The organism is Phytohabitans houttuyneae, from assembly GCF_011764425.1.
Taxonomy (GTDB): Bacteria; Actinomycetota; Actinomycetes; order Mycobacteriales; family Micromonosporaceae; genus Phytohabitans; species Phytohabitans houttuyneae.
This window is the reverse complement of record NZ_BLPF01000004.1, coordinates 619,554-638,132: the sequence shown is the minus strand read 5'-3', so window position 1 is coordinate 638,132 and position 18,579 is coordinate 619,554. Positions and strand designations below refer to the sequence as shown.

The 18,579-nt window shown below is 72.2% G+C and carries 17 protein-coding genes; 11 read left to right on the top strand and 6 right to left on the bottom strand.

Annotated elements, in window-relative coordinates:
• Window positions 1–27: 27 nt before the first annotated feature.
• From Phou_RS45535 to Phou_RS45510, 6 genes are read left to right on the top strand one after another with little or no spacing between them, the layout of a single operon-like run.
• Entirely contained in the window at window positions 28–1,239 is a 1,212-nt protein-coding gene (locus tag Phou_RS45535) for an ROK family transcriptional regulator (RefSeq protein ID WP_173070280.1), read from the top strand.
• Entirely contained in the window at window positions 1,236–2,177 is a 942-nt protein-coding gene (locus Phou_RS45530; protein ID WP_173070278.1) for a carbohydrate ABC transporter permease, read from the top strand. The genes Phou_RS45535 and Phou_RS45530 overlap by 4 nt, the downstream gene beginning before the upstream one ends.
• Window positions 2,170–2,982 carry a carbohydrate ABC transporter permease gene (locus Phou_RS45525; RefSeq protein ID WP_173070276.1) on the top strand — a complete coding sequence of 271 codons (813 nt, stop codon included), beginning with the start codon at window positions 2,170–2,172 and terminating at the stop codon, window positions 2,980–2,982. Before Phou_RS45530 ends, Phou_RS45525 begins: the two co-directional genes overlap by 8 nt.
• Window positions 2,983–2,997: 15 nt before the next feature.
• On the top strand, window positions 2,998–4,266 hold the full coding sequence (locus tag Phou_RS45520; RefSeq protein ID WP_173070274.1) for an ABC transporter substrate-binding protein: 1,269 nt from the start codon (window positions 2,998–3,000) through the stop codon (window positions 4,264–4,266).
• Window positions 4,263–5,303, top strand: coding sequence for a glycoside hydrolase family 15 protein (locus tag Phou_RS45515; protein WP_173070272.1), 1,041 nt, complete (start codon window positions 4,263–4,265; stop codon window positions 5,301–5,303). The genes Phou_RS45520 and Phou_RS45515 overlap by 4 nt, the downstream gene beginning before the upstream one ends.
• A 5-nt stretch (window positions 5,304–5,308) precedes the next feature.
• Window positions 5,309–7,465, top strand: coding sequence for a glycoside hydrolase family 31 protein (locus Phou_RS45510; protein ID WP_218579599.1), 2,157 nt, complete (start codon window positions 5,309–5,311; stop codon window positions 7,463–7,465).
• Here Phou_RS45510 and Phou_RS45505 read toward each other — a convergent pair.
• Complete coding sequence (locus tag Phou_RS45505) at window positions 7,442–7,795, bottom strand: HIT domain-containing protein (RefSeq protein WP_173070268.1); 354 nt, start codon at window positions 7,793–7,795, stop codon at window positions 7,442–7,444. The genes Phou_RS45510 and Phou_RS45505 overlap by 24 nt on opposite strands.
• A gap of 277 nt (window positions 7,796–8,072) precedes the next feature.
• Window positions 8,073–8,915, bottom strand: coding sequence for an NAD-dependent epimerase/dehydratase family protein (locus Phou_RS45500; RefSeq protein ID WP_173070266.1), 843 nt, complete (start codon window positions 8,913–8,915; stop codon window positions 8,073–8,075).
• A gap of 75 nt (window positions 8,916–8,990) precedes the next feature.
• Here Phou_RS45500 and Phou_RS45495 point away from each other — a divergent pair, with 75 nt between their 5' ends.
• The 4 genes from Phou_RS45495 (at window position 8,991) to Phou_RS54075 (ending at window position 12,816) form a co-directional block, all read left to right on the top strand.
• Window positions 8,991–9,416, top strand: a complete 426-nt coding sequence (locus Phou_RS45495) for a MarR family winged helix-turn-helix transcriptional regulator (RefSeq protein ID WP_218579598.1) — start codon at window positions 8,991–8,993, stop codon at window positions 9,414–9,416.
• 112 nt (window positions 9,417–9,528) lie between these two features.
• Window positions 9,529–10,317 carry a S1 family peptidase gene (locus tag Phou_RS45490; protein WP_173070264.1) on the top strand — a complete coding sequence of 263 codons (789 nt, stop codon included), beginning with the start codon at window positions 9,529–9,531 and terminating at the stop codon, window positions 10,315–10,317.
• 67 nt (window positions 10,318–10,384) lie between these two features.
• Window positions 10,385–11,830, top strand: coding sequence for a glycoside hydrolase family 3 protein (locus Phou_RS54080; protein ID WP_246274642.1), 1,446 nt, complete (start codon window positions 10,385–10,387; stop codon window positions 11,828–11,830).
• Window positions 11,779–12,816: a glycoside hydrolase family 3 protein gene (locus Phou_RS54075; protein WP_246274641.1), complete on the top strand. Its 1,038-nt coding sequence runs from the start codon at window positions 11,779–11,781 to the stop codon at window positions 12,814–12,816. The genes Phou_RS54080 and Phou_RS54075 overlap by 52 nt, the downstream gene beginning before the upstream one ends.
• 605 nt (window positions 12,817–13,421) lie before the next feature.
• Here Phou_RS54075 and Phou_RS45480 read toward each other — a convergent pair.
• The 3 genes from Phou_RS45480 to hrcA are packed head-to-tail and all read right to left on the bottom strand — an operon-like array spanning window position 13,422 to window position 16,325.
• Window positions 13,422–14,135, bottom strand: coding sequence for a 16S rRNA (uracil(1498)-N(3))-methyltransferase (locus Phou_RS45480; protein ID WP_173070262.1), 714 nt, complete (start codon window positions 14,133–14,135; stop codon window positions 13,422–13,424).
• A complete protein-coding gene (gene dnaJ, locus Phou_RS45475) occupies window positions 14,132–15,265 on the bottom strand; it encodes a molecular chaperone DnaJ (protein ID WP_173071473.1) in 1,134 nt (377 codons plus the stop codon). The genes Phou_RS45480 and dnaJ overlap by 4 nt, the downstream gene beginning before the upstream one ends.
• A gap of 37 nt (window positions 15,266–15,302) precedes the next feature.
• Window positions 15,303–16,325 (bottom strand): heat-inducible transcriptional repressor HrcA, encoded by a 1,023-nt coding sequence (hrcA, locus tag Phou_RS45470; RefSeq protein ID WP_173070260.1) that lies wholly within the window; start codon window positions 16,323–16,325, stop codon window positions 15,303–15,305.
• Window positions 16,326–16,491: 166 nt separating this feature from the next.
• Here hrcA and Phou_RS45465 point away from each other — a divergent pair, with 166 nt between their 5' ends.
• Window positions 16,492–17,133 (top strand): DUF4870 domain-containing protein, encoded by a 642-nt coding sequence (locus Phou_RS45465; protein ID WP_173070258.1) that lies wholly within the window; start codon window positions 16,492–16,494, stop codon window positions 17,131–17,133.
• A 232-nt stretch (window positions 17,134–17,365) separates the two neighbouring features.
• On the opposite strand, the gene hemW is transcribed toward Phou_RS45465, so the two are convergent.
• Window positions 17,366–18,562 (bottom strand): radical SAM family heme chaperone HemW, encoded by a 1,197-nt coding sequence (hemW, locus tag Phou_RS45460; RefSeq protein WP_173070255.1) that lies wholly within the window; start codon window positions 18,560–18,562, stop codon window positions 17,366–17,368.
• Window positions 18,563–18,579: the final 17 nt, after the last annotated feature.

Below are 18,579 nucleotides of genomic sequence, written 5' to 3'. Positions count from 1 at the left end.
CAAAGCTGCTGAAGGAAGGCGTCCCAGATGACCTCCGCCACGTCCGGCGCCCGGTTGCGCGACGTCAACCGGGTCGCGGTGCTCGCCCTGGTCGGCCGGCACGGCCCGATCTCCCGGGCGGACATCGCGCGCCGGCTCGGCCTCAGCCCGCCCACCGTCACCGCGGTCAGCCGGGCGCTCATGGAGGCGGGCGTCATCCGCAAGGTGGACGACGCCGAGCCACGCGGCGGGCGGCCGGGCGAGCTGCTGGCCGTGGTCGGCTCGGCCGCCGTCGCGATCGGCGTCAAGGTCACCTCCGACCGGGTCACCGGCATCCGGGCCGACCTCGACGGCACGGTGCTGGCCGAGTTCTCGGCACCGTTCGACGCCATCGCCGCAAACCCCTTCGACGCCCTGTCCGAGCTGCTCCGGCCGTACGTGGAGGACGCTGGCGACACCCCGCTGCTCGGCGTGGGGCTGGGCGTGCCGGGCTTCGTCGACGGGCGCAGCGGCCTGGTCGAGGCGCCGCTTATCGGTTGGCGGCACATGCCCCTCCCGCAGTACCTGAGCCGCCTGCTCGACGTGCCCGTGCTGGTCGACAACGACGTCAACACGCTCGCGGCGTACGAGCACCTGTACGGCATCGGCCGCCCGTTCGACGACTTCCTCACCGTCACGCTCGGGCAGGGCGTCGGCGCGGCGGTGGTCAGCGGCGGCGACCTGCGCCGGGGCGGGCACGGTGCGGCCGGCGAGCTGGGCCACCTGCCGGTCGACCCGGCCGGGCCGCCCTGCCACTGCGGCAAGCGCGGCTGCCTGGAGACGTACGTTTCGGACGCCGCCCTCGTCGACCGGGCGCGCGCCGGAGGGCTTTCCGTGGCGGGCCCCGCCGAGCTGCGCGCGGCCGCCGACGGGGGCGACCACGGTGCCCGCCGGGTCTACCGCGAGGCCGGCGCCCGCCTGGGCGGCATCACGGCCGGCCTGGCCGCGGTGCTCGACCCGCAGGCGGTGCTGGTCAGTGGCGAGGGCACGCTCGCGTGGACGCACCTGGCCGAGGGCTTCCTGCCGGCGTTCCGCGAAGGGATGTTTCCGCCGCTCGCCGACGCGGTGGGCGTGCACGTCGACCCGTGGGACGACGCCAAGTGGGCGCTCGGCGCGGCAGCGCTGGTGCTGCGGACGCCGTTCACGCTGAGCGGCGAGCCACAGGCGGCCGCGGTGCGGGCGCGGCTGGCCGCGTTCCCCGGCGCGGAGCTTGTCCAATGAGCGCCACCCAGGTGGCCACCCGGCCGCCCGTGGCGAAGCCCGCGGCACGGCGCCGCCCGGGGCGGGCCCGGCGGTGGCGCACCGCCGGCGCGGCCGCCGCGTTCCTCTCCCCCAGCCTCGTCATGCTGCTCGCGTTCTGGATCGGCCCGATGGTGGGCACGCTGTGGGTGAGCCTGCAGGACTGGAACCTCATCGGCACCGCCGAGTTCGTCGGCTTCGACAACTACACCGAGCTGGCCGGCGACGCCGGGTTCCGCGCCGCGCTCGGCCACACGCTGCTCTACCTCGCCGGCTACCTGCCGCTCGTGCTGATCCTCGGGCTGGCGGTGGCCCTGCTGCTGGACGCCAAGCTGCCCGCGATGACGCTCTACCGGGCGACGTTCTTCCTCCCGGTGATCAGCAGCTGGGTAGCCGTCTCCCTGCTGTGGAAGTGGCTGCTCAACCCGGCCGACGGGTTGGTCAACCGGGCGCTGGGCTGGGTCGGCGTGAGCGGACCCGGCTGGTGGACCGACCCGCAGTGGGCGATGCCGTCCGTGGTGCTCGCCTCGGCGTGGAAGGACGTCGGCTTCGTCGCGGTCATCCTCCTGGCCGGGCTGCAGGCGATCCCCCGAGACCTGCTTGAAGCGGCCGCTTTGGACGGTGCCGGCGCCTGGCGCAAGCTGCGCAGCATCACACTGCCGATGCTCTCGCCGTCGCTGTTCTTCGTGACGGTCATCAGCCTCATCAACGGATTCCAGGTCTTCGACCAGGTCTGGGTGATGACCGAGGGCGGGCCTGGCGGCGCCTCCACCGTCGTGGTCCAGCAGATCGTCGAGTACGCGTTCTCGTACGGCCGGGTCGGCTACGCCTCGGCCATGAGCATCGTGCTGTTCCTCGTGATCCTGGCGGTCACGGCGGTGCAGCTCCGCCTCCAGCGCCGGTGGGTGCACTATGAGTAGGACCATCCTGCGGTACGCGGCGCTGACAATTGGCGCGATCGCGATGGTGGGCCCGTTCGTGTGGATGGTGCTCACGAGCGTCACCGGCGACACCCAGCTCGGCCGGGTCGATGCGCCGCTGCTGCCCGATCCGGCCACAGTGGACCCGTACGCGCGGCTGGGCGACGCGTTCCCCTTCTGGCGCTTCGCGGCCAACAGCATCGGCGTGGCCGTCGCGTCCACGCTGCTGCAGCTGTTCACCAGCGCCACGGCGGCGTACGCGTTCAGCCGCCTGCGCTTCCGCGGCAGCAACCTCGTCTTCCTCCTCTACCTGGCCACCATGATGATCCCGATGCAGGTCATCATCGTGCCGCTCTTCATCGAGATGCGGTACCTGGGCCTCGTCGACAGCTACGCCGGCCTGCTGCTGCCCACGGTGGTCTCCAGCTTCGGCGTCTTCATGCTCCGGCAGGCTTTCATGGCCCTGCCCAAGGAGCTGGACGAGGCGGCCTATGTGGACGGTGCGGGGCACGTGCGGGTCTTCGCGCAGGTGCTGCTGCCGCTCGTCGCACCCGCCCTCGCCACGTTCGCCGTGTTCGCGTTCATGTCCAGCTGGAACGCATTCCTGTGGCCGCTCGTCATCGCGCAGACCGAGGCGCACATGACGCTGCCCGTGGGCCTGTCGCTGCTCCAGGGCCGGTACAGCACCGCCTGGAACGTCGTCATGGCCGGCTCGACGGTCTCCGTCCTGCCCATCCTCGCGCTCTACGTCTTCGCGCAGCGGTACGTCGTGCGCGGCATCACGTTCACCGGTATCAAGTCTTAGAAGGAGAACCATCACATGGGCACGTTCAGGAAGGTCGCGGCGCTCGTCGCGGCGGCGGGCCTGCTCGCCGCGTGCGGTGACGGCGGCGGCTCCGGCGACTCGGGCGACGGCGGCGCCACGGGCACGGTCACGTACTTCACGTTCTCCGCCGCCCCGGACCACCTCAAGGACCTCGACGCCATCAAGGCGGAGTTCGAGAAGCAGAACCCCGGCATCACCGTACAGGTGCAGACCGCCGCGTACGACGACTACTTCACCAAGCTGCAGACCGCGATTGCCGGCGGCACCGCGCCGGACACGTTCGAGCTCAACTACGAAAACTTCGTGACCTACGCCCGCGCGGGCGCGCTGCTCGACCTCGACACGCTCGCCGGCGAGGACGACGGCTACGACCCGGCCCGCGTCTACCCCAAGGCGCTTGAGGCGTTCAAGTACGACGGCAAGCAGTACGGGATGCCGACCACCTTCTCCGACGTCGTGCTCTTCTACAACAAGAAGCTCTTCGACGCGGCCGGCGTGGCGTACCCGACCGCCGACTGGACGTGGGCCGACGAGAAGGCGGCGGCGGAGAAGCTGACCGACAAGGGCAAGGGCGTCTTCGGCGACTACCAGCCCGTGACGTTCCACGAGTTCTACAAGGCGCTCGCCCAGGCGGGTGGCTCGTTCTTCTCCGCCGACGGCAAGAAGGCCACCTTCAACGACGCCAAGGGGCTGGAGGCGGCCAACTGGCTGCTCGGCAAGCCGGGCACCGTGCAGCCGACGGTGGCGGAGATCGGTGGCAAGGCCGACTACGACACCGCGCTCTTCAAGTCGGGCAAGCTCGCGATGTGGCACAACGGGATCTGGCAGTTCGCCGGGCTGGCGGACGCCGGGCTCGACTACGACATCGTCACCGAGCCGGGCAACACGGCGAAGGCGAACGCGGTCTTCATGAACGCCACCGCCGTCTCGGCCAAGACGTCAAAGGGTGCCGCGGCGTGGAAGTGGGCGCGCTTCCTCTCCACCTCGCCGACGACGGTCCAGACGCGGCTCACCTCCAACTGGGAGCTGCCGGCGGTCAACGACCAGGCCGCCTTCGACGCGTACATGAAGCAGACCCCGCCGGCCAACCGCAAGGCGGTCTTCGACGCGCTGGACGCGATCGCGCTGCCGCCGGTCGTGGACACCCAGCAGGCCAAGATGCAGGACATCGTGACGCAGGCGCTGGAGAAGGCGGCGTCCGGTCAGGCGTCCGCGCAGGAGGCACTCGACGAGGCCGCCAAGTCGGTGGACGCGCTGCTGTGATCGACACCGCCCGCCGCGCCGACCTGCGCGCGCTCGCCGAGTCCAGCGTCGCGCTGATCGCCGCGCACCAGCACCCGTCCGGCGCCTACCCGGCCTGCCCGAGCTATCCCGTCTACCGGTACTGCTGGTTGCGGGACGGCGCGTTCATCGCGGACGCGATGAGCCGGGCGGGCCGGCCGGACAGCGCCGAGGCGTTCTTCGGCTGGTGTGCCCGGGTCATCGAGGCCCGGGCCGGGCGGATTGCCGAGCTTGTCGCGCTGGGCGCGGCCGCTCCGGTCGAGCGCATGCTACCGACGAGGTACACATTGGAGGGTGGCGACGGCGACGAGCCGTGGTGGGACTTCCAGCTCGACGGGTACGGCACGTGGCTGTGGGCGCTGCACGCGCACGCCGCGCGGCACGGGCGGCCGCTCGCGCCGTACGCGGCCGCGATCGGATTCACTGTGGAGTACCTGCTGGCGTTCGGTGACCGGCCCTGCTACGACTGGTGGGAGGAGCACGCCGAGCACCGGCACGTGGCCACGCTGGGCGCGGTGTCGGCGGGGCTCCGGGCCGCCGGCGCCGCCAGCCCTGCCGTCGACGCGCTGATCCCGGCCGGCGACCACCTCCCCAAGTGGGTGGGGAGCACGGCGGTGGACGGCAGCCTGCTCGCCTGCCTGACGCCGTTCGAGGTGGTCGACCCGGCCGGGCCGGTGGCCGAGCGCACGTACGAGCGGGTGCGGCACGACCTGCTGCGCGGCGGGGTGCACCGGTACCTCGGCGACACGTTCTACGGCGGCGGCGAGTGGCTCATCCTCACCGCCTGGTTGGGCTGGCACGAGGCGCGCACCGGCCGGCGGGACCTCGCACTGTCCAGGCTGGACTGGGTCGCCGCTCAGGCCACACCGGAGGGTCACCTGCCGGAGCAGGTGAGCCGCGCGACGCAGCGGCCGGAGTTCATCGCGGAGTGGACCGCGCGGTGGGGTCCGGTGGCGACGCCGCTGCTGTGGTCGCACGCCATGTACGTGACGCTCGCCATCGAACTGGGAGTGCTGTGATGTCAGTGAGCCACCGTCCCTTCGGCACCGAGCATCCGTACCGGTACGACCTCGACCAGCGGGTGCCTTCCCGGCCCGAGGTGGGCGCGGAGTACCAGATCCGGGTGCTCGCCTCGCCGGACGTGACCGAGGTCGTCGTCTCCTTCGCCAGCGGCGCGAGTGTCCGGGCCGAGCGGGTGGACCCGGCCACGCTGACCGTCGACTTCGGAGCGCGGCCGGCGCCGCCCGTGGGTGACTCCGGTGGGCACCTCGCCGGTGCCGCGGCGGCCGCGCCGGACACCGGAGGCGACGTGGCGTGGATCGCTCGTGCGGTGGCCACGGCGGATGACGCGTACTCCATCAGTGGCGGGACCACGACGGTGGGTCCCTTCGGCGTGCGGCCCCTTTCGTGGCGGCCCGAGGGAGGGCGGCTCGACGTGGCCGGCCCCGGTGTGGCCTCCGATGTGGAGTGGCTTGTCGGCAGCGAGGGGCCGCGGCGGGTGAGGTTTGCGCTGGAGCTGGCGCCGGACGCGCACGTGATCGGCTTCGGCGAGCGCTTCCACGGCCTGGACCAGCGCGGCGAGGTGCTCGACGCGACGGTGTTCGAGCAGTACAAGCGGCAGGGGCACCGCACGTACCTGCCGACGCCGTTCGCGCTCGTGGTGGGTGCCGACGCGTGCTGGGGCTTCCACGTGGCGACCAGCCGCCGCACCTGGTACGACGTCGGCGCCACCGACCCCACCCGGCTCGTGGTCGAGGCGGAGGTCGACCCGGCCGATCCGGTGCTGCCGCTGCGTTTCTACACGGGCGGGCCGTCCGATGTGGTGAGTGCGTTCCTGGCCGAGACGGGGCGGCCGCCGGTGCCGCCGGCGTGGGTGTTCCGGCCGTGGATGAGCGGCAACGAGTGGAACACGCAGGAGCGCGTTCTCGCCGAGGTGCGGCGCAGCCTGGCGGAGGACATCCCGGTCGGCGCGGTGGTCATCGAGGCGTGGAGCGACGAGGAGACGTTCGTGGCGTTTCGGGACGCCAAGGCCGCCGTGCACCCGGACGGCGCGCCGCACCGGCTGGCCGACTTCGACTTCCCGCCGGACGGTGCCTGGCCCGATCCCAAGGCGATGGTGGACGAGCTGCACGCGGCCGGCGTGAAGGTGCTGCTGTGGCAGATCCCGCTGGTGCCGACCGACCGCGGCTCCACCGGGCAGGTGGCCGCCGACCTGTCCACGATGGAGGAGCGGGGGTACGCCGTCCGCGAGGCCGACGGCTCGGTCCACCGCAACCGCGGCTGGTGGTTTCCCGGCGCGCTGCTGCCCGACTGGACCAACCCGGACGCCCGCCGCTGGTGGCTGGAAAAGCGCCGCTACCTCGTCGACGAGCTTGGCGTGGACGGGTTCAAGACGGACGGCGGCGAGCACGCGTGGGGTCACGACCTGCGCTACTTCGACGGCTCACGCGGCGACGCGGCCAACAACCTCTTCCCGGTGTGGTACGCGGCGGCCTACCACGAGCTCGCTCCCGTGACGTTCAGCCGGGCCGGGTTCACCGGGTCGGCCGCGTTTCCCGCGCACTGGGCCGGCGACGAAGACTCCACATGGGAGGGTTTCCGGGCTTCCGTCACCGCCGGGCTGACCGCCGGTGTGAGCGGCATCTTCTTCTGGGGCTGGGACCTCGGCGGCTTCTCCGGCGACATCCCGGACGCCGAGCTCTACCTGCGGTCGGCGGCAGCGGCCTGCTTCGCGCCGCTGATGCAGTACCACTCGGAGTTCAACCACCACCGCACGCCGTCGCGCGACCGTACACCGTGGAACATCGCCGAGCGCACGGGCGACCCCGGCGTGCTGGCGGTGTTCCGCCGCTTCGCCAAGCTGCGCGAGAACCTGGTGCCGTACCTCGTGGAGCAGGCCGACCGGTCGGTCACCTCCGGACGCCCGCTGATGCGGCCGCTCTTCTTCGACCACCCGGGCGACGAGCGGGTGTGGGACTTCCCGCTGCAGTACCGGCTCGGCGACGACCTGCTCGTGGCGCCGGTGACGGAGCCCGGCGCCACGACCTGGCGGGTGTACCTGCCGGCGGGCGAGTGGGTGGACTACTTCACCGGCGAGCACCACACCGGACCGGTCACCGTGGACCGGCCGGTGCCGCTCGACGAGATCCCCGTGTACTCACTTCGCGATCATCGGGCCTAACGGCTCGCCGCCGAGCACGTGCGCGTGGACGTGGAAGACCTCCTGGCCGGCGTACCGCCCGGTGTTGAAGAGGATCCGGAAGCCGTTGTCGAGCAGCCCTTCGGCCTCGGCGACGGCGGCGGCCGCGGCCAGCACGTCACCGCCGAGCGCCGGGTCGGCGGCGGCGAGCGCGGCGACGTCGGCGTGGTGCGCCTTCGGGATCACGAGCACGTGGACGGCGGCCTTGGGACCGATGTCACGAAAGGCGAGCGTGGTCTCCGTCTCGTGCACCTTCGTGGCCGGGATGTCGCCAGCAACGATCTTGCAAAAGAGGCAGTCGGTAGTGGTCACGCCCGCCGATGCTAGTGCCGCAACCCCTCGATCCCACGCACTCCCCGCTTCACAGTCACCCCTACGCCTGCGGTGGCGCCCGCAGATCGTCCCGCGCGGTGGGCTTGGCCCGCGGACGTGGCAGCGGAGGTCGGGGATCTCGGCGAGCCCTGGCGAGCCGCCGACCTGCGCGGTCTCCGGCGGGAGCGACGGTCCGCACTGACGCGGACCCGGGCAAACAGCCTCTCGCAGGGTTTGATCCTTGCCTGGCCGCGCCGGGCCCAGGCGGCAACAGGGCCTAGAGAGCGCCCGCCGCCTGTGCGGTGTAGAGGGTCGGGTAGAGCGGGCGGTAGCCCAGCTCGGCGCGGATGCGGTGGGTGTCGACGATGCCGGCCCACGGGTCGTCGAGCGGGCGGGCGGCGGCCTCGGGGTCCGGCTCCTCCAGGTTTGCCCGCAGCAGCTCCAGCGCGGTCATCGGTGCGTCGTCGGCGACGTTGAAGACCTGGCCGTCCACTCCCTCGGCCGCGAGGATGCGATCGAGGGCCTGAGCCACGTCGGCGTGGTGCACGAGGTGCAGCCGCTGGTGCGGCGCCCACCGGCGGGCCCACGCCAGCGACTCGGCCAGGTGCGGGTCGCCGTCCCCATACACAAACGCGAGGCGCGCGATCCGCACCGGCAGGCCGTGCTCGCGGTGCAGGCGGAGCAGCTCGGTCTCGGCGGCAGCCTTGCCGGCCGGGTAGGCACCCGCGGGCCGCGGGTCGTCGCGCTCGTTGGACGGGCGGCCGCGCCCCGGGCCGTAGACGAGGTTTGTGCTCACGAACACGAACCGGCCGACGCCGGCCTCCAGCGCGGCCCGCGCCAGCGCGATCGTGGCGTCGCGGTTGACCGCCCACGCCTCGTCGTCGGGCACGCCGCGGAACGCCGCCGCGATGTGCACCACCGCGTCGACACCCTTGACCGCACGGCGGGAGGTCTCCGGCTCGCGCAGGTCGCCGACGACGACCTCGGCACCGCCGTTCCACCACGGGGCGACCTGGGCCTCGGACCGCACCAGCACCCGCACCGGGCGGTGCAGGTCGAGCTGGCGACGCACGTATCGGCTGCCCACCCGCCCGGTGGGCCCGGTGATGAGGGTGCGCACGGCACCTCTCCCTCCGTCGGTATCATTAGCCAGGCAATGAGCATACGTTAGCCGGCTAACGACTTTGGGGCAAGGGTGGGTGGCGAATTCCAGGCCGCGTTCTGGGCGGCCAAGCGGGCGATGGCCACCGCCTCGGAGGAGGCGTACAAGCGGCACGGCGTGCGCGCCGGCCAGCAGTTCCTCCTCTACGAGCTGTGGGACGAAGACGGCCTCACCCCGGGCGAGCTGGCCCGGCGGCTCGGCCTCGCCGTGCCCACCGTCACCCGCACCGCGACCCGCATGGAGTCGGCCGGCATCCTGCGCCGCGAGCCGCACCCCACCGACGCGCGGCTGGTGCGGCTGCGCCTCACCGAGCGGGGTCACGAGCTCAAGGAGCTCATGACCGCCGAGGTCGCCACGCTCACCGAAAAGGCGTTGGGCACATTGGACCAGGCCGACCGCGAGCGCTTCATCGGATACCTGAACGAGGTCCGGGCAAACCTCACGACCCCGACGGTATGACGTAGCTGGGATGGCATTGACTCATTGCCATCTGTAAATCGAAATCCGTACGCTCCCGGCATCGTGACATGTGCGCGCTCACGAGGTGCGCCATCCGTGTGGGGAGGATCCAATGGTTCGCTGGCGCAAACTCGTGGGGATGGCTGCCGCGGCACTGGCCGTGGGCGGCTTCACGGTCGCCGTACCGGCGGCACCGGCCGCGGCGACGGACGTGACGCCGTTCGTCGTGGGCGGGACGCGGGCCGCACAGGGCGAGTTCCCGTTCATGGTGCGGCTGTCGATGGGCTGTGGCGGGGCGCTCTACAGCCCGCGCCTGGTGCTGACCGCCGCGCACTGCGTGGGCCGTACCGGCACCAACAGCAGCATCACGGCGACGCTGGGCGTCGTCGACCTGCAGTCGTCGAGCCGCATCCAGGTGCGCTCGAACTACGTCTACCGCGCGCCCGGCTACAACGGCGCAGGCAAGGACTGGGCGCTGATCCGGCTGGCCAGCCCGGTCACCGGCCTCGCCACGCTGCCGATCGCGACGACGACCGCGTACAACAGCGGCACCTTCACGATCGCCGGGTGGGGCGCCACGCGTGAGGGCGGGGCGCAGCAGCGGTACCTGATGAAGGCCACCGTGCCGTTTGTCAGCGACTCGAGCTGCGACTCGATGTACGGCGGCGACATCATCGTCAACGAGGAGATCTGCGCCGGCTACACCTCCGGTGGTGTGGACACCTGCCAGGGCGACTCGGGTGGACCGATGTTCCGCCGCGACGCCAGCAACGCGTGGGTGCAGGTGGGCATCACGAGCTGGGGCAACGGGTGCGCCCGTCCCAACTTCCCCGGCGTTTACACCGAGGTCAGCACGTTTGCCTCCGCGATTCAGTCCGCGGCGGCGAGCCTGGGCGGCTGACCCCCACCGCCCAACGGTACGGGGCGTCCCAGTGCGGGACGCCCCGTACCGCGTCTAGGATCGGGCGATGTCGGTCATCGAGGATGCGCTGGCGGCCCTTGACCTCGAGACCAAGGTCAAGCTGCTCTCCGGCCAGGACTTCTGGACCCTCCCCGCCATCCCCGAGATCGGCCTGCGCTCGCTGGTGATGTCCGACGGGCCGATCGGCCTGCGCGGCATCGGCTGGCGCCCCGACGATCCGTCCATCGCGCTGCCCAGCCCCACCGCACTCGCCGCCACGTGGGACCCGGAGCTCGCCCGCACGGCCGGGCGGGCGCTCGGGCAGGAGGCGCGGCGCAAGGGCGTGCACGTGCTTCTCGCACCGACCGTCAACCTGCACCGCAGCCCGCTCGGCGGCCGCCACTTCGAGTGCTACTCCGAGGATCCGCTGCTCACCGGCGAGATCGGCGCGGCGTACATGGCGGGCGTGCAGGACCAGGGCGTCGGCACCACCGTCAAGCACTTCGTGGCCAACGACTCGGAGACCGACCGGTTCACGGTGGACGTGCGGGTCGGCGAGCGGGCGCTGCGCGAGCTGTACCTGGCGCCGTTCGAGCGGATCGTGGGCGCGGGCGCGTGGGGCGTGATGGCCGCGTACAACGGGGTGAACGGCAGCACCATGACCGAGCACGCCGACCTGCAGATCGGTGTGCTCAAGCGGGAGTGGGGCTTCGACGGCGTCATCGTCTCCGACTGGACGGCCGCCCGCACCACCGCCCCTGCGGCAAACGGCGGTCTCGACGTGGTCATGCCCGCGAGCGGCGACCCGTGGGGTCAGGCGCTGGTCGCCGCGGTCCGCTCCGGCGAGGTGCCGGAAGAGGTGATCGACGACAAGGTACGCCGTGTGCTGCGCCTCGCCGCCCGCGTCGGCATCCTCGACGGCGCTGAGCCCGCCGTCGCCGAGTCCGCCCGTCCGTCCACACTCGACGGCGCGGCTGTCGCGCGGAAGGCAGCCACCCGCTCGTTCGTCCTCGCCCGGAACGAGGGCGGCCTGCTCCCCCTCGACCCGGCGCGCCTGCGCACGGTCGCGGTCTCCGGCGCGCTCGCCGCCGACGCGCGCGTGCAGGGTGGCGGTAGCGCGCTGGTCCAGCCGGCCCACGTCATCTCCCCGCTCGACGGCCTCACCGCGGCGCTCGCCGGTGAGCAGACGATGGCCGTGGGGGCGAGGCCTCCGCGTACGCGGCGGTGGTCAACGCCGCCGCCGTCAGCTACTCCGTCGGCGCCGACCCGCGCCGCCGGGTGCCGGTCGCCCAAGGTGCACAGTGGACCGACATCACCGGTGTGCTCCGCGCGGCCGGCGGGCGCGAGCTCTTCCGTTCGTCGCTGCCCAGCGCGTACATCCGCTGGATGGGCGAGCCGCCACCCGGCGTGCCACCGGCCGACCTCGCCGAGCTCTCGCTCTCCGCGTGTCTCACGCCCGCCGTGGGCGGCACGCACGAGCTGGCGATCGTCGGCTTCGGCGACTTCACGCTGACGGCCGGTGGGCGCACGCTCTTCGAGGGCCCGCTCTACCGCGAGCAGGACGAGTCCGATGTGTTCCGCGGCGGGGCGGAGCGGCGGTTCCCGGTCGAGCTGGCCGAGGGCGAGCCGGTGGACGTCACGCTCACCCAGCACGGCGGAAACCCCGGCTTCGTGTCCTTTGCGATCGGCCACGCGCCGCCCTCGCCCGGTCCGGACGCGCTGCTCGACGAGGCGGCACGCGCCGCGGCCGAGGCCGACGTCGCGGTCGTGGTCGTGGGCACCACCGAGGAGGTCGAGTCGGAGGGCTTCGACCGCAGCACGCTCGCGCTGCCCGGCCGGCAGGACGAGCTCGTGTCGCGGGTGGCCGCCGCCAACCCCCGCACGGTCGTGGTCGTCAACGCCGGTTCGCCGGTGCTGATGCCCTGGGCCGGCGAGGTCGCCGCCATCCTGCTCACCTGGTTTCCCGGGCAGGAGGCGGGCGCCGCGCTCGCCAGCGTGCTGCTCGGCCACTCCGAGCCGGGCGGCCGCCTCCCCACCACCTGGCCCCGCCGCGACGCGGACGCGCTGCCGGTAACCCCGACGGACGGCACCCTGCCTTACGACGAGGGCGTCTTCCTCGGCTACCGCGCCGACCCGGCCGACCCGCTCTTCCCGTTCGGCCACGGGCTCGGCTACACCGAATGGACGTACGAGTCACTGTCCGTCGAGGACGGCCACGCCGCGGTGACGGTGCGAAACACCGGCGCCCGCCAGGGCCGTGAGGTGGTACAGCTCTACGCCGGACCCTCCACACCGGACCCCGCACGCCCCCGCCGGTGGCTGGTGGGCTTCGCCGCCGCCGAGGCCGAGCCGGGCGAGGCCGTCACGCTGCGGGTGTCACTGCCCGCGCGCGCGTTCCAGGTGTGGGACGGCGGCTGGCGCGAGGTCCCCGGCGACTACCTGATCGAGGCCGCGCACAGCGTCGCCGACCGCCGCCTGCACACCACCCTCACGATCTGAGGGACCATCGAGGGCTGGAAATCCAACCCGAAACAGATGCGAGCTACCGCGATGCCCGCGGTCCGGACCGTTGCTCCCGCAGCCTCACCCTCCGCGGTCCTCAAGGCGGGAGTGCGCGAGTCCACCCGCGGTTCGGCGCCGTCGTCGCGGTCTGTGACTGCCGATCAGGTGCAGGCGGTGTGAGCTTCGAATCTTGGTGAGTTAGCGCGATATTTCGACGCTAACTCACCAAGATCTGCCGGAGCAGGCTCCTGGGTTGAGCTGGGCGACCGCGGAGGGTGAGGCGGCAACCGCGGGAACAGCGGCAGCTCACATCTAACTCGGGTTGGTCGGTTGAGTCGCTGCCGCGGTCACCGCCTTCCTTCGCCCAGGTCGAGAGGTCGAGCCGTCGCGGCGATTGGTTGCCACGTACTCATATAACGGCCGCCCGGCGTTGAACCTGGCCGAGGCGGGCCACCTGACTCGGGCTGACCCCACCCCGGTGGCGCGGCGTGCTGGTCGGCGCCGCCGCCGCGATCAAGCTGACCCGGTGCCCGGCGACGTGTCCACGTGCCCCGGCGATCCTTGGCATCGACCGGCTAGGGCGGCTGGCGCAGGTCGTCGCGTTACCAGCGGCCGAGGCGCGTAGAAAGCACGGCGAGTGCCGCGACGCCCGCCGTCGAGGTGCGCAGGACCGGGTCGCCCATGCGGACCGAGCGGGCGCCGGCCGCCTCGAACGTGGCCAGCTCCTCCGGCGCGATGCCGCCCTCGGGGCCCACCACCAGCGCGATCTCGCCCGCCGTCGGGAGGTCGACCGTCGTCAGGCGGTCCTTTGCCTCCTCGTGCAGGACCAGCGTGGCGCGGGCGGCGGCCTCGCGCGTCGTGGCGGCGCTGGCGACCAGCGGCAGCCACGATCGGCGGGCCTGCTTCGCGGCCTCCCGGGCGGTCGCGGACCAGCGGTCGCGGGCCCGGTCGCCCCGCTCACCGCGCCACTGGACCACCGAGCGGGCAGCAGCCCAGGGGACGATCTCGTCGACGCCGGCCTCGGTCATCGCCTGCACGGCCAGCTCGCCCCGCTCACCCTTGGCGATGCCCTGGATCACCACCAGGCGAGGGTCCGGCGCGTCGAGGTGCACGACGGAGGTGATCCGCAGGTCGAGGATGCCCCGGCCGGCGGCGGTGACCACCGCGGTGGCCGTGCCGCCGCGACCGTCGCCGAGCAGCAGCTCCTCGCCCACGCGCAGCCGCTGGACGGTGGCCGCATGGTGTCCTTCGGGCCCATCCAGGGTGTAGGAGTCAGCCTGGGGCAGGGCGTCGACGAGGAAGAGCGGAAGGCTCACTGGTGGCCGTTGAACGCGTCCCGCATCCGCGAGAAGAAGCCGCCCTGCTTGGTGAGCTCGGCGACCTCCTCGCCCCGGGTCTTGGCAAACTCGCGCAGGATCCGCTCCTGCTCCGGGTCGAGCTTGGTGGGCGTGCGCACGTCGAGGTGCACAAAAAGGTCGCCGCGGCCGGTGCCGCGCAGGTGGGGCACACCGCGGGCGCGCAGCCGGAGGGTCGCGCCGGGCTGGGTGCCGGCCTTGACGTCGAGCTGCTCTTCGCTGTCGAGCGTCTTGATCGTCAGCCGGGTGCCGAGCGCGGCGGCGGTCATCGGGACGGTGACGCGGCAGTGGAGGTCGTCGCCCTTGCGCGAATACACGTCGTGCGGCCGCTCGTGGATCTCCACGTAGAGGTCGCCGGCCGTGCCGCCGCCGGGGCCGACCTCGCCCTGCTGGGCCAGGCGGATGCGCATGCCGTCTTCGACGCCAGCGGGGATCTTGACGGTCAGCGAGCGGCGGGTGCGGACCCGGCCGTCGCCGCCACAGGTGGCGCAGGGGTGCGGAATCACCGTGCCGTAGCCCTGGCAGACCGTGCACGGGCGGGACGAGACGACCTGGCCCAGGAAGGTGCGCTGCACCGACTGGACCTCGCCGCGCCCGCCGCACGCCTCGCAGGTGGAGAGGTGGGTGCCAGCGGCGGTGCCGGCGCCGGTGCAGGTGGTGCAGAGCACGGCCGTGTCGACAGTGATCGGCGCCTCGACGCCGAACGCCGTCTCGGTCAGCTCAAGCTCCAGCCGCAAGATCGCGTCGGCACCCGGCCGCGTGCGCGAACGCGGGCCGCGCGCCCCCGCCGCCGTGCCGAAGAACGCGTCCATGATGTCCTGGAACCCGACGAACGGTCCAGCCCCAGGGCCACCACCCGGCCCCCCGCCGCCCGGGGCGAGAGGGTCGCCACCCAGGTCGACGATCTGCCGCTTCTGGTCGTCGGAGAGCACCTCGTAGGCGGCGTTGATGTCCTTGAACTTCTCGTGCGCATCCGGGTCCGGGTTGACGTCCGGGTGGTACTGGCGAGCCAGCTTCCGGTAGGCGCGCTTGATCTCGTCGTCGGATGCGTCCCGGCTGACGCCGAGAATCCCGTAGTAGTCCTTGGCCACTTGGTTCCGTGTCCTCATGCTCTCGCGCTGTCCCGGGCTAGTTGTTTCCCAACAGGTCGCCTACGTAGCGTGCCACGGCGCGCACCGTGGCGATGGTGCCGGGGTAATCCATCCTCGTCGGCCCGAGGACGCCGAGACCACCCACGATTGTGGCGCCTGGACCGTAACCCGTGCTGACAACTGAGGTGGACCGCAGGTTGTCGATCTCGTTTTCGTCGCCGATGCGGATCCTGAGGGTGTCCGCGTCGACCTCGCCAAGGAGCTTGAGCAGGATGACCTCCTCCTCGAGGGCCTCGAGGATCGGGCGAAGGGAGCCCTGGAAGTCGAGTAAACCGCCACGGGTCAGGTTGGCCCGGCCGGCTAGTGCGATGCGCTCATCGTGCCGCTCGACGAGGGTTTCGAGCAATACCGAGGCGAGGGTGGCCATGGTGTTGCGATCATCGGGCGCCACCTCGTCGACCAGCGCCTGGATCAGCGGCGGCGCGTCCGAGAGCCGCTTGCCCACGAGCTTTTCGTTGACCAGGCGGCGCAGGTCGGTGACCGCGTCGACCTGGACGGGTGCCGGCAGCTCGACGAGCCGCTGCTCAACCCGGCCGGTGTCGGCAATCATGACGAGCATCACTCTGGTGGTGGAGATCGGCACCAGCTCCAGGTGGCGCACGGAGGTGCGGGAAAGTGTCGGGTACTGCACGACCGCGACCTGCCTCGTGAGCTGCGCGAGGAGCCGGACTGTGCGGTGCACCACATCGTCGAGGTCGAGCGCGCCGGCGAGGAACCGCTCGATCGCCCGCCGCTCGGCCGGGCTCAGCGGCTTGACCCGGGAGAGGCGGTCGACGAAGAGCCGGTAGCCACGGTCGGTCGGGACGCGACCGGCGCTCGTATGGGGCTGTCTGATGTAGCCCTCCTCTTCAAGGACGGCCATGTCGTTACGCACGGTGGCAGGTGAGACGCCCAGCTGGTGTCGCTCCACAAGTGCCTTACTGCCGACCGGCTCCTGGGTCGCGACGTAGTCCTCGACGATAGCCCGGAGCACGTCGAGCTTGCGGTCATCGAGACTCACTGTCACCCCCTGCCGCACCAGATGAGAGGACTGGCACTCGACTGTAGCGAGTGCCAGTCTACGTCGCACCCCCGCATGGCCGGGATGATCTCTTTGGGCACAATGTCCGCACCTCCGTAAGAGTGTTGCGTAGCGCCGGTTGATTCGTGCCCCTACCGTGACCTCCATGACAGAACCACCTCGCCCTCCCGGAGAGGGTGAGCCCGGCCAGACGCCGCCGGAGCCGACCTCTCCGCCGACACCCCCAGCGTCCTACTCGATGCCGGGCGAGGCACCCTCTCCCGGTTACGCACCACCACCGAGTGACGCACCGCCACCGCCGCCGCCCACGGGTGGGACCGACTACCCGCCACCGGGTGCCGGCTACCCGCCGCCCGCCGGCGGCTCATACCCGCCGCCTGGCTACCCGCCGCAGGGTCCCCCCGGCGGCTACTACGCGGCCGGCCCGGCACCGTCGGGCTACGCCAACAACGACGAGAAGACGTGGGCGCTCGTCGCCCACTTCGGCGGCGCGGCCGGCGCCTTCATCGGCGGCGGCACGCTGGGCTGGGTCGGCCCGCTCGTGGCGCTGCTGGCGAAGGGCAACCAGTCGCCGACCGTACGCGCCCACGCGATCGCGGCACTCAACTTCCAGCTGTTGTGGTCGATCATCACGGTGATCTGCTGGATCCTCGTGTGCGTGCTGATCGGCGCCATCCTCGCCCCGATCGCGGCGATCATCGCGATCGTCTTCGGCATCATCGGCGGCGTGAAGGCCAACGACGGCCAGCTGTACAACTACCCGATGAGCGTTTCGATCATCAAGTGAGCCGACCGGAGCCCGGGACCGCGAGGTCCCGGGCTCCCGTCTGCCCGGGCTTGACTCGCGACCCGGCAGCGGAGGTCGGGGATTTCGGCGAGCGCCAGCTCGCCGACGACCCCAGCGGTGCCCGCGGGAAAGCACCCAAAGAAAACGCTCCGCTGCGCTCCACGTCTTCCCCGGGGCCCGCGCGTGCGGTCCGCAGGTGAGGCGGACCGGGGTATATCTGCCTCAAATGTCGTTACAGAAGGTCGCGGACCACCGCGTCGGCCAGGAGTCGCCCGCGCAGGGTGAGCACCGCGCGGCCGGCCCGCGTCTCGAGCAGGCCGCTGGCGGCGGCGCGTGCGGCGGCCTCGCGGCCGGCGGCGCCGAGCGCGGACAGGGGCAGGCCGGACGCGAGGCGCAGGCGCAGCATCACATCCTCGACGTGCCGGTCGGCCGGCGACAGCACCTCCCGCGCGTGTCCAGGCGACTCGCCGGCGGACAGGCGGGCGGCGTAGGTCGACGGGTGCTTGACGTTCCACCACCGCACGCCGCCGATGTGGCTGTGCGCGCCGGGGCCGAGGCCCCACCAGTCGCCGCCGTTCCAGTAGAGGAGGTTGTGCCGGCACCGCGCCGCCGGACCGGCCGCCCAGTTGGAGACCTCGTACCAGGACAGGCCGGCCGCTTCGAGGGCGGCGTCCGCGGCCAGGTAGCGGTCCGCGGCGACGTCGTCGTCCGGGTACGGCAGGTCGCCGCGGCGCATCCGGGTGGCGAGGCGGGTGCCGTCTTCGACGATCAGGGCGTATGCGCTGACGTGGTCGACGCCGGCCCCCACAGCCGCGGCCAGCGACGCGGCGAAGTCGTCCGCCGTCTCGCCCGGCGTGCCGTAGATGAGGTCGAGGTTGACATGGTCGAAACCGGCTTCGCGCGCCTCGACCGCCGCGGCCGGCGCACGGCCCGCGGTGTGGCGGCGTTCCAGCAGGTTGAGTACGCCCGGCGAGATCGACTGCATCCCGAGCGAGACCCGCGTGTACCCGGCCTTGCGCAGCCGCTGCAGCGACGCCGGCGTCACCGACTCGGGGTTGGCCTCGGTCGTGACCTCGGCGTCGGCGGCCAGCCCCCACGTGCTGTCGATCGCGTCGAGGATGCGGGCGAGGTCATCCGGATCGAGCAGCGTGGGCGTGCCGCCGCCGACGAAGACCGTGTCCACCCGCGCCGGCGTCACGACCCGCGCCGCGAGGGCCAGCTCGGCGAGCACCGTGTCCGCGTACGCCTCGCGGCTCGCGCCACCGCCCAGCTCAGCGGAGGTGTACGTGTTGAAGTCGCAGTAGCCGCAGCGGCTGGCGCAGAACGGCACGTGCACGTACACACCGAAGCCGCGCCCGCCCAGGCCGGCGCCCGGCGGCAGGCTGCCGTCGCGAGGCACGGCCTCGCCTTCTGGGAGTGCTCCGGGCATGGTTCTAGTCTGCCCGC

Bases quoted from the DNA above. Each gene is read 5' to 3' on its own strand.
- Phou_RS45535 (WP_173070280.1), top strand. From the start codon at position 28: ATGACCTCCGCCACGTCCGGCGCCCGGTTGCGCGACGTCAACCGGGTC.
- Phou_RS45530 (WP_173070278.1), top strand. From the start codon at position 1,236: ATGAGCGCCACCCAGGTGGCCACCCGGCCGCCCGTGGCGAAGCCCGCG.
- Phou_RS45525 (WP_173070276.1), top strand. From the start codon at position 2,170: ATGAGTAGGACCATCCTGCGGTACGCGGCGCTGACAATTGGCGCGATC.
- Phou_RS45520 (WP_173070274.1), top strand. From the start codon at position 2,998: ATGGGCACGTTCAGGAAGGTCGCGGCGCTCGTCGCGGCGGCGGGCCTG.
- Phou_RS45490 (WP_173070264.1), top strand. From the start codon at position 9,529: ATGGTTCGCTGGCGCAAACTCGTGGGGATGGCTGCCGCGGCACTGGCC.
- Phou_RS54080 (WP_246274642.1), top strand. From the start codon at position 10,385: ATGTCGGTCATCGAGGATGCGCTGGCGGCCCTTGACCTCGAGACCAAG.
- Phou_RS45465 (WP_173070258.1), top strand. From the start codon at position 16,492: ATGACAGAACCACCTCGCCCTCCCGGAGAGGGTGAGCCCGGCCAGACG.
- hemW (WP_173070255.1), bottom strand. From the start codon at position 18,562: ATGCCCGGAGCACTCCCAGAAGGCGAGGCCGTGCCTCGCGACGGCAGC.